Here is a 13006-nt window from a genome sequence, read left to right as displayed (position 1 = left end):
TCGGAACGTGAAAAAATGCAGTCCGGACAGTGGTATTGCTGTCTGGACCCAGAACTGGACGAACTTCGTGCACGGGCAAGAGGTGCGGTTCACGCGCACAACACCAGCCCACCTGACGCACGCGGAGCGATGGCACCCGAGCTGCGTGCCTTGCTAGGTCAAGTAGGTGAAGACTGTTTCCTCGAAGCCCCGTTTCATTGCGCCTATGGGATGAACATCCATCTGGGCAAACGGGTTTATTTCAAAGCCGGTTGCGTCGTTCTGGACACCGCCCTGGTGCGGGTCGGAGACGACACGATGTTTGGCCCCAATGTCCAGATCTATTGCGCCCAACATGCCAAAGACCCGGCTGAGCGGGCCCAAGGACTGGAAATCGGCTTACCAGTCACAATTGACAAGCATGTTTGGGTGGGCGGAGGCGCAATTCTGTTGCCCGGTCTCTCTATCGGCAACAATGCCACGATTGGCGCAGGCAGCGTCGTTACCAAGGACGTTGCCGCCGGAGAGACCGTAGTGGGAAACCCAGCAAAAAGCCCGAACCGCTAAGCGCTTTCAGACTTTTCTTCGAGCATTAGCCACTCTTCCTCGGCCGCCGACAGCTTTTCCTGCCGTTCAACCAGCGCCTCGGTGGCCTTCTGGAACTTTACAGGCTTACGGCTGAACAGCTCCGGGTCAGACATCAGTTCTTCCAGCTTGGCGATCTCGGCCTCAAGACGCGCAATCTCGTCAGGCAATTTGTCCAACCGGTGCTTTTCCGAGAAAGACAAACCCGACTTCGGCTTAGCCTCTTGCTTGACCTTTGGCTTTGAGGCCTTTGCTTTCTCTTCTTTTTTTCCGACCACATCACCCCGTTGCGCACTGTAATCCGACCACCCACCGGCATAAACCGTGGCACGACCATTGCCCTCCATCGCAATGGTCGTCGTGGCCACCCGATCCAGAAAATCCCGGTCGTGGCTGACCAACAGAACCGTGCCGTCGTAATCGTCGAGAAGCTCTTGCAACAAATCCAGCGTTTCGACATCCAGATCGTTGGTCGGTTCGTCCAGCACCAGAAGGTTCGAGGATTTCGCCATCAGCTTCGCCAGCAACAGCCGCGCTTTTTCACCACCAGACAGGGACTTAACGGCCGCTCTTGCCTGCCGTTCGTCAAACAGGAATTCCTTGAGATACCCCACAACATGCTTTGGCTGTCCGCCCACCATCACCTGATCGGCCTTACCCGACACCCGCATTTCGGGGTCGCCGGTCAGGCTGTCCCAAAGGGACATCTCGGGATCCAGTTGAGCACGCGTCTGATCAAACACCGCAATTTCAAGATTCGTGCCCAGCGACACCGTACCTTCGTCCGGCTGGACCTGCCCCAACAACATCTTCAGCAGCGTGGTCTTACCCACCCCGTTTGGCCCAACAAAGGCCACGCGATCACCGCGCTGCACCAGCAGATCAAAACTCCGAACGATCTGCTTGTCGTCAAACCCTTTGAACAGCCCTTTGGCCTCGATCACTTTACGACCCGATTTCGGCCCGGCCTCCAGCGTCATGGCAGCCGAACCCTGACGCTTGATCTGCGCAGCCTTTTCGGCGCGCAGAGCCTTCAGTGCCCTAACCCGGCCTTGGTTGCGCTTGCGTCGGGCGCTGATGCCCTCAACCGCCCATTTGGCTTCAGACTTGATCAACCGGTTAAGCTTGTGACGCTGCTGATCCTCTTCTTCCCACACCTTGTCCCGCCAGGCCTCAAAAGCGTCAAAGCCCTGCTCTCGCCGCCGCACCGCGCCGCGATCGATCCAAAGCGTTGCCCGCGTCAACGCCCGTAAAAAGGCCCGGTCGTGCGAGATCAGCACAAAGGCGGCGCGTGTTGCGCCAAGCTCGCGCTCAAGCCAAGCAATGGCTTCAATATCCAAATGGTTGGTCGGTTCATCCAACAACATCAGATCCGGCGCTTCAGCCATCAACTTGGCCAAGGCCGCCCGCCGCCGTTCACCACCCGATGCCGTCTCAACAGGGCGAGACGGGTCAAATTTCAACCCTTCGCCAGCGCGCTCAACCTTGTACAATTCGCCCAGTTCCAAACCGCTGGACGCATAATCCCCCAGCGTCGCAAACCCTTCCATGGTTGGGTCTTGCTCCATATACCCCACGGATTTTCCCGGCGGCACAACGATCTCACCTTGATCGGCTTCGACCAGACCCGCCATCACTTTCATCAGAGTCGACTTCCCAGACCCGTTTCGCCCCACCAAGGCAACGCGGTCGCCGGGCTGGACTACCAAATCAAGGTCGGAAAACACCGGATCGCCCCCGAAGGTCAGGGAAATGCCGGACATCTGCAACAAAGGAATTCTCGCCATGCCCGCCAGCTAAACCGGCTAGGCAGGCGCGTCAACGCCCCTGCTTCTTCTCGTCAAAAATACGGAATCATTCGACCACCGCCCTCAGCAACCGTTTCCGCGCCGGGGGAATCGCCCCAATCTCCAGCCCGGTGAACACATGCAGCGTGTTCATGTGCCGATCTACAACCGCGTGATCACTGACCCAGCCGCCCATCAACAGGTAAGTTCGCAACAAGGGCGGCATCCGTAACATGGCCCGTTTCACATCCGGTCTGCGCCGCAGACGCGCAGCAAAGCGAAACACATCCGGAGCCTTCACCCGCGGCAACCAGCGTTTAGGAGCCAGATGGCGGTCTTTTAGCATGGCAAAAGCATCCAGATAGTGCTCGGTCTCGGTTCCTGCAAAAGAGGAACAACCAAACAGCATCTCAACACCATTTTGGTCCACATATGCCGTCATCGCCCCCCAAGCGGCTCGCAGGATATCTGCGTCGTTACAATCGGGGTGGACGCAAAACCTGCCCATCTCGACCATACGACCGGAAAAACCTGCCAGCGCTGAAAGATCATAAAATTGTGCCGAATAGCTACGCCCGATCTCGCGACCATGATCCATGGTCAGCATCCGAAAACAGCACACCAACTGCTGCTCATAGCGCATGTCTTCGACCAAGACATGGCTGCACCGTACATCCAAAGCGTCGCTGTCTAATTGTTGCGTGCCAAACGCAAATGTACGCAACGCCTGCGCGGCGTTGATATCCACTGCCGATTGCGCCAATCGGGCGCGATAGCGCCCTTTGCTCAACAGTACCGCTGTCGCCACGGTCGCATCCTCCACGGTTGCTGACCCATTGTTGTCGTCGTGACCTCGCTAACACAAGACATGTGACTGTCTTGTGACCCGCACACTGCAGAAGACAAAATTAGTTGGCGCCCGGAATATTGGCCGGGTTGAAGTTGCCGATATTGCCAAGCAGCTGTCGCAGGAAGCCTTTGTCCTGAACGTTGGAATCGGTCACACGGCGCTCCAATGGAATAACCAGGCCGTCTTCAAGGCCAAAGCGCTCGATATTGCTGACGACGCCACGCTGGTCAAAGCTGATGGCGACCAACTCGCGTGATACAACCTCGGGCCGTTTCGGGCCGTAGTGGCGCACCCGCGAGCGGACATAGTAAAAGCCTGAATCCCTCACCACACCCGAAGCGCCCGGAGCGCCGATGGCTTCTTCCACGGTGTCGCGCGTATCGACACCAACTTTGATTTCGGCCAGATCCTCGGCCGGCGGCACGTAACCGTGATTCTTGAAGATTGGCGTACAGGCCCCGATCGCGGCCAGACAGGCAACAAACACAAGCGATTTCGTCGCTGGTTTCAACCGGTTCATTACCTTCAACATGCGCACCCTCTTGCCTTGGCCTTCTGCGGCTTCTATCCGATTACAGAAACCGCTGCCACGGTTCAACACATAGAAAGGCTCACAAATGAGCAACCTTACATCACTTCGGGTGGCCGATCTGCCTCAGAACGCTCCAACTCCGTTCGATCTGCGCCCTTCTGCCGCTTCGTTAGACGAGATTCGGCAAGATCTGGGATTGCTGGGTTTGCGCAAGCTCAGCTTTGTCGGAGAGATCCGAGCGCAGGGCAAGCGCGACTGGGTTCTCAACGGCAAGCTTGGGGCCACTGTCATCCAGCCCTGCGTCGTGACCCTCGACCCTGTCACAACCCGTATTGATGTCCCGGTTCATCGCACCTTTCTGGCCGATTGGACCGATCCTGATGAACCCGAGTTCGAGATCCCTGAAGATGACGAATCCGAACCGCTGGGTCCCGAGATTGATCCGGCACTGGTCATGGTCGAGGCGCTGGCGCTGGCATTGCCGCAATACCCACGCAAGGACGGGGCAGAACTGGGCCAGGTCGACTATACAGAGCCAGGCAAACAGGCCATGACCGACGAAGACGTCAAGCCATTTGCCGGATTGGCGGGTTTGCGCGACGCGCTGAAAAAAGACGAGTGACAGGGGGCTGATTTCCTGTCATAGCAGGCGGCCAGAAAAATCGCTTGAACATGACGAGAATCGCAGTATTTTCGCGCGCTCATCGGATTTTGGGTTGGACATTGCGGGGCTGGTCGCCTAAACGCGCGTCAAACCACGATAAAACGAAATATGAAACCCGGTCGGCGGCGAATCTGCTGACCCTCAGTAGACAAAGGTTGAGACCATGGCCGTCCAACAGAACAAAGTTTCCAAGTCGCGTCGCAACAACCGCCGCGCACACGACGCTCTGGTTGCTGCAAACCCGAACGAATGCCCCAACTGTGGCGAGCTGAAGCGCCCGCATCACGTTTGCGCATCCTGCGGCCACTATGATGATCGTGAAGTCGTCGCACAGGCCGACGAAATCGACCTGGACGAAGACGCAGCCTAAGCCTGATTGAGCGCAGGCCGAGGCATGACTGAACAGCCCACGCACGCCGGACGGATCACCATCTCGGTCGACGCCATGGGTGGGGACGAGGGTCCCGCAGTTGTTGTTGCCGGTCTGGCAAAGTCGGCTGACAAGAACCCGGATATTGGGTTCTTGCTGCACGGTCCCGAGCAGGTCCTGCGAAAGCTAGTCGCAAAACGGCGTGTCCTTGAGGGGCGCGTCGTTTTTCGTGATTGTCCGGACGTCGTCACGATGGAGGACAAGCCAAGTCAGGTTGTGCGCAACGGCAAGCAAACTTCGATGTGGTCCACGCTGGAGGCTGTGCGCCAGGGCGAGGCACATGGTGCGGTGTCTTGTGGAAACACCGGTGCGCTGATGGCGCTGTCGATGATGCGCCTGCGCAAACTGCCGGGCGTGAACCGCCCGGCCATTGCGATTCTGTGGCCTTCGCGCAACCCTCAGGGGTTCAACGTGATGCTCGACGTAGGCGCCGACGTCCGCGCCGACGCCAAGGATTTGCTGCAATATGCCCTGATGGGCGCTTCATATGCGCGCAATGGCATGGCGCTTGCACGGCCCCGCATTGGGTTGCTGAATGTCGGCACCGAAGAACACAAGGGCCGCGCCGAGCTGAAAGAAGCGCACGCAATGATCACCGAGTTTGCAGAGCAGGCAAATTTCGAGTTTGTGGGCTTTGTCGAAGGCAGCGACATTCCGGGCGATAAGGCGGATGTCATTGTCACGGATGGGTTTACCGGCAATGTTGCGATTAAGACCGGTGAGGGTACAGCCAGCCTGATCGGTGACCTGCTGCGCCAGGCTTTCAAGTATTCTCCGCTGTCCCGGCTGGCTTCGATCCTGGCCATCACGTCGTTAAACCGTCTAAAGAAACGGATCGACCCAAGGCGTGTAAACGGCGGCGTCTTTCTTGGGCTGAACGGCACCGTGGTGAAATCTCATGGCGGCGCAGACGCGACCGGCGTGTCGGCTGCAATCAAGCTGGCCTTTACGCTGGCGCAATCGGGCTTTTCCGAAAAATTGGCCGCGCGGGTTGCATCCACAGCCCAGCTTGCACAAGATGCCGCGCAAGCTGCGCCGCAGACCGAAAAATAATCAAAAAGGCAGTACCCCAACATGGCAGGCCGTTCAGTTGTAGTAGGTGTCGGGCATTATTTGCCGGAACGCATTGTTCCCAATTCCGAGTTTGAGAAAACGCTGGACACAACCGACGAGTGGATCCGAACGCGATCGGGCATTGAACGCCGCCATTTCGCAGCCGAGGGTGAAACGACCTCGGATCTGGCGACAAAAGCTGCCGAGGCGGCTTTGGCAGATGCCGATTTGAGTGCGGATGACATTGACGCCATCGTCGTAGCGACATCGACAGCTGATCTGACCTTCCCGTCTGCGGCAACCATGGTTCAGGCCCGGCTTGGCATGACCAAGGGGTTTGCCTTTGACGTACAAGCCGTTTGCGCGGGATTCGTTTTTGCACTTTCCAACGCGAATGCGCTGATTGTTTCGGGTCAGGCCAAACGCGTGCTGGTTATCGGCGCCGAGACGTTCTCTCGGATCATGGACTGGACGGATCGCTCCACCTGCGTCCTGTTCGGCGACGGAGCCGGGGCGTTGGTGTTGGAAGCTCAGGAAGGCAACGGCACTTCGGAAGATCGCGGCATTCTGGCAACCGATCTGAACTCGGACGGTCGCTACAAGGATCTGCTGTATGTCGATGGCGGAGTATCAACGCAATCCACAGGGCATTTGCGTATGCAAGGCAACCAAGTGTTCCGCCATGCTGTTGAAAAACTTACAAAAACTGCTGAAACTGCGCTCGAACGCGCGGGTCTGGGCAACTCGGACGTAGACTGGATCGTGCCGCATCAGGCCAATATCCGCATCATTCAGGGCACCGCCAAGAAAATGGGCTTGCCTATGGAGAACGTCGTGGTGACGGTTCAGGATCATGGCAACACCTCGGCCGCATCGATTCCGCTGGCACTTTCGGTGGGCAAACAGCGTGGGCAGATCAAGCCTGGCGACCTGATCGTGACCGAAGCTATTGGCGGCGGCTTGGCATGGGGCGCGGTTGTTCTGCGCTGGTAACCGGCGCAAACCAGCTTACACAGCCGCCCGCAATTCATTGATATTGACAGCGAATTTGCCATACCCATATGCTTTGATATCAACAGGGGAAATGGCATGGGCGATAAAACACTGACTCGAATGGATCTGAGCGAAGCCGTCTTTCGCGAGGTTGGGCTTTCACGAAACGAAAGCGCACAGCTGGTTGAAAGTGTTCTGAACCACATGTCCGACGCTCTGGTGCGCGGTGAGCAGGTCAAGATTTCATCCTTCGGCACGTTCAGTGTACGCGACAAGACCGCCCGTGTTGGTCGCAATCCTAAAACCGGTGAAGAAGTTCCAATTCAGCCGCGCCGCGTGCTGACTTTCCGCCCGTCGCATCTGATGAAGGATCGCGTCGCTGCCGGGAATCGCAAGTAACCCCGAGGTCGCGCGGATATGAGCAAGTCTCCCGACGCGTTTCGCACGATCAGCGAAGTTGCGGATTGGCTTGGTGTTCAGGCCCATGTTCTGCGTTTCTGGGAAAGCCGGTTCACGCAGGTGAAACCGGTCAAACGGGCGGGTGGACGCCGGTACTATCGCCCCAATGACATGCGGCTTTTGGGCGGGATCAAAAAGCTTCTCCACGAAGACGGAATCACGATCAAAGGCGTTCAGCGCATTCTGCGCGAGCAAGGCGTGGCGCATGTTGCGTCGCTGTCGCAATCCTTGGACGACCCGTCCCCGGCTCCATCCTCGCCCGTTGAAGACACCGTGGTGCCTTTCGAACCGAAACCTGCACCAGTTACCGAACAGATTCATATGGATTTGGGCGAAACAACTGCGCCCAAGGTAAAAGAAGATGCTCAGATCGACGCGGCACCAGCTGCCAACCAGCAGCCGGTTGCAGAGCCCCAGCTTGACGCCTCTCCGATCTTGGGGGGAATCGCCTCGTTGGCGTGGAACCGGGCAGAGTTTGACGACGACCTGTTGCGCCGAATCGCCCCGATTGCAAAAGACCTGCGCCACTGGCTGGATCGTGTCGAGACACAGGCGACGGGTTAGGAAAAAAGGCAGTGTTTTCCTCTTGCCCCTGCCGGGAAAATCTTTATGAACACCCCAACGTCGGGCTATGGCGCAGCCTGGTAGCGCGTCCGTCTGGGGGACGGAAGGTCGCAGGTTCGAGTCCTGCTAGCCCGACCAAATCACACCGACGTTTATGGCACACAGGCCAGATCCCGCTCTGGCACCAGAGGGGATCGAGATGACAGGTGTTTGCCCAAACCAACAGATTGAGGCGATGATCGCGCGCGGCGAGATCACGGCCAGCCCGGACGTTCTGCCTGCTCAGATTCAACCAGCAAGCCTTGATTTACGTCTGGGAACAGTCGCTTACCGCGTCCGCGCTTCGTTTCTTGCAGGCGAAGGGCGAACCGTCGCAGATCGTTTGACCGAGTTCGAGATGCACCGCATCGATATCACGGACGGGGCCGTTCTGGAAAAAGGTTGCGTCTATTTAGTTCCGTTAATGGAATCAATCGCCCTGCCAGACCATATGAGCGCTGTTGCAAATGCCAAAAGCTCGACCGGACGGCTGGACCTTCTGACCCGGACTATCACCGATGGCGGCACCGAGTTTGACCGGGTGCCTGCTGGATACGCAGGCCCACTCTATGCTGAAATCTGCCCGCGCTCGTTCTCGGTGCTGGTGCGTCCGGGCATGCGTCTGAATCAGATTCGCTTCCGTCAGGGTCAAGCCGTGCTCTCGGACGCTGAATTGAAAGCCTTACATGCTGAATCGCCACTGGTCGACGGCCCTGCTGTTATTCAGGACGGACTAGGTTTCTCAGTGGATCTGCAGCTTCCCGAGACCGATCTGGTTGGCTACCGCGCCAAGCCTCACACCGGGGTCATCGATCTGGATCGTATCGGCGAATACGACCCGCAGGACTATTGGGAAGAAGTGCGCACCAAGGATGGTTGTATTATCCTTGATCCTGGTGCGTTCTATATTCTTGTCAGCCGTGAAGCAGTACATATCCCGCCAATGTACGCCGCTGAAATGGCACCTTATCTGGCGATGGTTGGCGAATTCCGGGTGCACTATGCCGGGTTCTTTGACCCCGGCTTTGGCCATACCGCCGCCGGCGGGGCCGGATCGCGCGGTGTTTTAGAGGTTCGCTGCCACGAAGCACCTTTTGTGCTGGAGCACGGACAAGTTGTCGGGCGTCTGGTCTATGAGAAAATGGCCGAAATGCCGACGCAATTGTACGGCGCGGGCATTGCATCAAACTATCAGGGTCAGGGCTTGAAACTGTCCAAGCACTTCAAGGCTGTTGGGTAAGTTCTAGAATTTCATGAACCTGCGCATCTGCCGGCTCATCTTCTCGGCCTGCCGAAGCTTTTGGGCATGATCAGATGAATTGGCGTGCTTTGGCCCCTTGGATGTGGCGTCGCCCTTGCCCATGCGACTGGCCATATCAATGCCCTTGTTCACGCCTTTGTTGACCAGTCGGCGCATGACCTGACGCACAATCATATCAATGATCCGATTTGCATTCATTGCTCAACTCCCTGTCCTCAGGGTTAAAGATAGGCGCTTTATGCGGCAACAAAAGGGCTGCGCAATCACTCTTCCTCGAACAGCTCGGTCTGATCTTCGTCGGCCTCGTCCTCACGCCCTTCACCCAGGGGAATGGCACCCGGCGGAGGCCGGTTTTCGAGAAGCCCAGCCGCCCGAAGTTCTTTCAGGCCAGGCAGGTCACGCGCGTTTTCCAGACCAAAGTGATCCAGGAATTCTGGCGTTACAACAAAGGTCACAGGACGACCCGGTGTCATACGACGGCGGCCCAGCTTGATCCACTCCATCTCCAAAAGCTGATCAATGGTTCCGCGCGAAACCGAAACCCCACGGATTTCCTCAATCTCGGCCCGTGTACAGGGCTGATGATAGGCGACGATGGCCAGAGTTTCGATCGCTGCGCGGCTCAGCTTGCGGGTCTCGACCGTTTCCTTCTGCATCAGAAAACCCAGATCCGGGGCAGTCCGAATGGCCCAGGCATCGCCCACACGCACCACGCGCACGCCACGCCCTTCATAGCGTTTCTGAAGCAATTCAACCGCTTGCGCCGCATCGCTTCCGTGGGGCATCCGGGCCTCCAGATCCGCAATTGTCACCGGCTCAGAACTGGCAAACAGAACAGCCTCGACCATGCGTTCCTGTTCCGCCAGCGGAGGAGCTTCGAACAGAGTACCGGTCTCTTCAGGGGCGTCAGTCACGTGTCTCGGTCCTCTTTCGCAGATGGATCGGAGCGAATGTCTCGCTCTGTTTCATCTCCATATGTCCTTCTTTCACCAGCTCTAACGAGGCCGCAAAAGTTGCCGCCGTTGCGGACCTGCGGCGCACCGGGTCGGCGTCCCAGCCCTCCGGCAGGTACGTCTCCATGTCGGTCCACGCTCCGGCAAAGCCAATCAACGGTCGCATCCGTTCCAGCGCTTGTTCCATCGTGAAGACCGAGTCGCGATCCATCACAAAGGGGCGGAATTCGTCGCGGGTGCGGATACGGGCGTAACCCTGCATCAAATCCAGCAGCGTGGCGGAATAGGTTACAGTGCGGATACGGGTGATATCTTCGCCCTGCCCGCGCTTGAAGAAATCGCGGCCCAACTGATCGCGTGCCATCAACCGCGCAGCCGCATCGCGCATGGCCTGAAGGCGTTCCAGCTGAAACGCCAGATGCGCAGCCAGTTCCTCGCCCGATGGACCTTCGTCATCGGGGTCCGGAGGTAACAGCAACCGGGATTTGAGAAAGGCCAGCCACGCGGCCATCACCAGATAGTCGGCGGCCAGTTCGATCCGCAGCGCACGGGCCTTTTCTACAAAAGCCAGGTACTGCTGCGCCAGCGCCAGAACCGAGATTTTCCGCAAGTCCACTTTCTGCGTACGCGACAAGGTCAGCAGAACGTCCAGTGGTCCTTCGAACCCGTCGACATCAACAATCAGCGCTTCGGCCGCAAGACGATCCGCGACCGAGACAGGGTCTTCGCTAAAGAGGTTATCGTTCATATACCTGCCCGCCCATTAGGGCAGATAGTTCCGCCTCGGCGGCGGGGATGTCAAGTTCCTGAGGAGGTTTGCGCATCGCCAGCGCCCGTTCTGCGCGGGCTTGTGCCTGATCGGTCATCTCTCCGGCACTTTCCATCACTGCGGCACGATCTGCAAAACTGCCATTGCAGTGCAGAACAACGTCACAGCCTGCCTGAATGGCCTGACGTGACACGTCCGACGGTGTACCGCTCAGCGCTTTCATCCCGATATCGTCGGTCATGATCAGCCCTTCAAAGCCGATCTTGTCGCGGATCACACGCATCATGGTGGCTGAAATCGTGGCTGGTTGGGGATCGATTTGATCGTAGACCAGATGTGCGGTCATCCCCATCGGCAAATCGTTCAGTGCACGAAACGGCGCGAAATCACTGCTGTCCAATTCGTCCAATGACAGATCGACATGAGGTAAGTCGTAGTGGCTGTCCAGCGTGGAACGGCCATGTCCTGGCATGTGTTTGATTACAGGCAAAACGCCCCCGTGCAAATGCCCCTTTGCTACGGCCCTGCCAATTTTGGAAATCTGTTCAGGATCAGAAGCGTAACAGCGATTCTTGAGAAAAGCGTGCGTATCAGACCGTGCCACATCGACCATGGGGGCGCAGTTGCTGTCGATCCCAAGACTGAACAATTCATCCGCGATTAGGCGATAGCGCAGATACATGGCTCGCTCGGCCTGATCGCCTGCACGGGTCACATGATCCAAGGGTGGCAGCCATTCGCGGGCCAAGGGCGCGCGCAAGCGCTGCACGCGCCCGCCTTCCTGATCAATAGTGATGGGGCAATTGCGCCCGACCGCCTCGCGGAAATCATCGCACAAGGCGCGGACTTGATCGGCGCTTTCGATGTTGCGGGCAAACAGTATGAACCCGAAGGGGTTCATTTGGCGAAACAGGTCCCTTTCTTCCTGCGTCAGACGCAGCCCTTCGGCATCGGTGATCGTGGCGCCAAACTTCACCGGACGGCGACCGGGATACAGTCTGCCCCTTGTGCGACCAGCGCGGCACAGAACTGGCGCGAGTCGCTCAGGTCTTCAAATCCCAAAACACGCAGGCGGTAAAAGGTTCGACCGCCGCTTGAGGTTTTCTGGATAACCCGTTGTTTGTCAGCCATATATTCCCCGAATCGACCACTTAGGTGATCCCATTCGGCCTGCGCCACCTGCGAGCTGTCATAGGCGCCAAGCTGCGCCAGTCGGGTGCCCTTGGCCAACGTGTCGGGGTCAACATCCAACCCAACCGCAGCCTTGACGGCGGCGTTGATGGCGCCCTCAGACGCCTCGCTGGGCGAGATTTGACTGCGCGCAGGGCGTTTAACCGGACGCAAAGACCTGCGAACCCCTGGCAATTCAGCAAGAGCCGGATCCGGCAAAGCCGCTGCAAAATCAACAGGATCAATTGCCGGCTCTTCCTCGGGCGTGGCCAGTGACGCTACTTGCGTCCCGTCTTCGAATTCCTGCTGGGTCTTGGCCGCCTCACCCGCAAGTTCAGCCACCAACGCGTCCACCGCACTTTGGCGCAGACGCGCGGCTTCCTGGGTCGTGATCGGCTCTTCCACCACATGCAGCGCCGGAGTTGGCTTCAGATCGCTGCCAGGCAAATCTTCATCGGTCAGCGACACGGGGCGCGGTGCAAGGATCAGGCGATCAGCCGGGGCCGCGGCGGTGCCTCTGGCGGCAACTGCATTGACGGCCAGACCCTGGTGATCTGCGGGCGTCCCGCCCGGGTTTTCCGGTTGGACGCGCATTGGACCTTCGGCGGCACGTACCACGGGCACGCCGCTCACATCCCGCATGACCAGTTGATAGCCCCATACTCCTACACCAGCGACCAACGCCAATGAGGCGACGGCCCCAAGAACGTTTACGACCCGGCCCAGCCCATACGTGCCGCGCGGTGCGTCATAATCTTGCATATCGTCGGGGTAATCATACGCATCCTCAGAATACGCTTGATTCGGGTAATGCATCTGCTCGGGGCTTTGCTGCCCCGAGTAATCGTAACTCGCCATGTCCGCCTCACTGCCCGTTTCGCACCTGAAAATAAGGCGCGCGGGTCATTTCTTGCCTAC

16 protein-coding genes and 1 tRNA gene are annotated in these 13006 nt (G+C 58.2%); 9 read left to right on the top strand and 8 right to left on the bottom strand.

What is annotated here, in order from left to right; translation table 11 throughout:
• Window positions 1-15: 15 nt before the first annotated feature.
• Window positions 16-546: a sugar O-acetyltransferase gene (locus I9187_RS12005; RefSeq protein ID WP_245223195.1), complete on the top strand. Its 531-nt coding sequence runs from the start codon at window positions 16-18 to the stop codon at window positions 544-546.
• Here I9187_RS12005 and I9187_RS12000 read toward each other — a convergent pair.
• From I9187_RS12000 to bamE, 3 genes are all read right to left on the bottom strand, one after another.
• On the bottom strand, window positions 543-2351 hold the full coding sequence (locus tag I9187_RS12000) for an ATP-binding cassette domain-containing protein (protein ID WP_245223194.1): 1809 nt from the start codon (window positions 2349-2351) through the stop codon (window positions 543-545). The two genes, I9187_RS12005 and I9187_RS12000, sit on opposite strands and share 4 nt — an antisense overlap.
• 67 nt (window positions 2352-2418) lie before the next feature.
• Entirely contained in the window at window positions 2419-3159 is a 741-nt protein-coding gene (locus tag I9187_RS11995; RefSeq protein WP_171179797.1) for a GNAT family N-acyltransferase, read from the bottom strand.
• 100 nt (window positions 3160-3259) lie between these two features.
• Entirely contained in the window at window positions 3260-3733 is a 474-nt protein-coding gene (gene bamE / locus I9187_RS11990; RefSeq protein ID WP_171179795.1) for an outer membrane protein assembly factor BamE, read from the bottom strand.
• Window positions 3734-3818: 85 nt separating this feature from the next.
• Between bamE and I9187_RS11985 the strand changes: the two genes are divergently transcribed.
• From I9187_RS11985 to I9187_RS11950, 8 genes are all read left to right on the top strand, one after another.
• Window positions 3819-4355: a DUF177 domain-containing protein gene (locus I9187_RS11985; RefSeq protein ID WP_171179793.1), complete on the top strand. Its 537-nt coding sequence runs from the start codon at window positions 3819-3821 to the stop codon at window positions 4353-4355.
• A 205-nt stretch (window positions 4356-4560) separates the two neighbouring features.
• Window positions 4561-4767 (top strand): 50S ribosomal protein L32, encoded by a 207-nt coding sequence (gene rpmF, locus I9187_RS11980; protein ID WP_008756996.1) that lies wholly within the window; start codon window positions 4561-4563, stop codon window positions 4765-4767.
• A gap of 24 nt (window positions 4768-4791) precedes the next feature.
• Window positions 4792-5880: a phosphate acyltransferase PlsX gene (plsX, locus tag I9187_RS11975; protein WP_171090535.1), complete on the top strand. Its 1089-nt coding sequence runs from the start codon at window positions 4792-4794 to the stop codon at window positions 5878-5880.
• Between the two features lie 21 nt (window positions 5881-5901).
• Complete coding sequence (locus I9187_RS11970; RefSeq protein ID WP_171090537.1) at window positions 5902-6873, top strand: beta-ketoacyl-ACP synthase III; 972 nt, start codon at window positions 5902-5904, stop codon at window positions 6871-6873.
• Window positions 6874-6969: 96 nt separating this feature from the next.
• Window positions 6970-7272 (top strand): integration host factor subunit alpha, encoded by a 303-nt coding sequence (gene ihfA, locus I9187_RS11965; RefSeq protein WP_152458234.1) that lies wholly within the window; start codon window positions 6970-6972, stop codon window positions 7270-7272.
• Between the two features lie 18 nt (window positions 7273-7290).
• Window positions 7291-7896: a MerR family transcriptional regulator gene (locus I9187_RS11960; RefSeq protein WP_171179791.1), complete on the top strand. Its 606-nt coding sequence runs from the start codon at window positions 7291-7293 to the stop codon at window positions 7894-7896.
• A gap of 61 nt (window positions 7897-7957) precedes the next feature.
• A tRNA-Pro gene (locus I9187_RS11955) sits at window positions 7958-8034 on the top strand.
• A gap of 61 nt (window positions 8035-8095) precedes the next feature.
• Window positions 8096-9175 carry a 2'-deoxycytidine 5'-triphosphate deaminase gene (locus I9187_RS11950; RefSeq protein WP_171180061.1) on the top strand — a complete coding sequence of 360 codons (1080 nt, stop codon included), beginning with the start codon at window positions 8096-8098 and terminating at the stop codon, window positions 9173-9175.
• A 3-nt stretch (window positions 9176-9178) separates the two neighbouring features.
• Here I9187_RS11950 and I9187_RS11945 read toward each other — a convergent pair whose 3' ends face one another.
• From I9187_RS11945 to I9187_RS11925, 5 genes are all read right to left on the bottom strand, one after another.
• Window positions 9179-9394 carry a hypothetical protein gene (locus I9187_RS11945; RefSeq protein ID WP_171090541.1) on the bottom strand — a complete coding sequence of 72 codons (216 nt, stop codon included), beginning with the start codon at window positions 9392-9394 and terminating at the stop codon, window positions 9179-9181.
• 65 nt (window positions 9395-9459) lie between these two features.
• A complete protein-coding gene (scpB, locus tag I9187_RS11940; protein WP_171179788.1) occupies window positions 9460-10110 on the bottom strand; it encodes an SMC-Scp complex subunit ScpB in 651 nt (216 codons plus the stop codon).
• Window positions 10103-10897, bottom strand: coding sequence for a ScpA family protein (locus I9187_RS11935; RefSeq protein WP_171179786.1), 795 nt, complete (start codon window positions 10895-10897; stop codon window positions 10103-10105). Before I9187_RS11935 ends, scpB begins: the two co-directional genes overlap by 8 nt.
• Window positions 10887-11894, bottom strand: a complete 1008-nt coding sequence (gene nagZ, locus I9187_RS11930; RefSeq protein ID WP_171234444.1) for a beta-N-acetylhexosaminidase — start codon at window positions 11892-11894, stop codon at window positions 10887-10889. Before nagZ ends, I9187_RS11935 begins: the two co-directional genes overlap by 11 nt.
• Window positions 11891-12946: an SPOR domain-containing protein gene (locus I9187_RS11925; RefSeq protein ID WP_171179782.1), complete on the bottom strand. Its 1056-nt coding sequence runs from the start codon at window positions 12944-12946 to the stop codon at window positions 11891-11893. The genes nagZ and I9187_RS11925 overlap by 4 nt, the downstream gene beginning before the upstream one ends.
• Window positions 12947-13006: the final 60 nt, after the last annotated feature.

It is taken from the genome of Ruegeria sp. HKCCE4148 (assembly GCF_017872495.1).
Taxonomy (GTDB): domain Bacteria; phylum Pseudomonadota; class Alphaproteobacteria; order Rhodobacterales; family Rhodobacteraceae; genus Ruegeria.
This window is presented reverse-complemented; position numbering and strand designations above follow the sequence as displayed.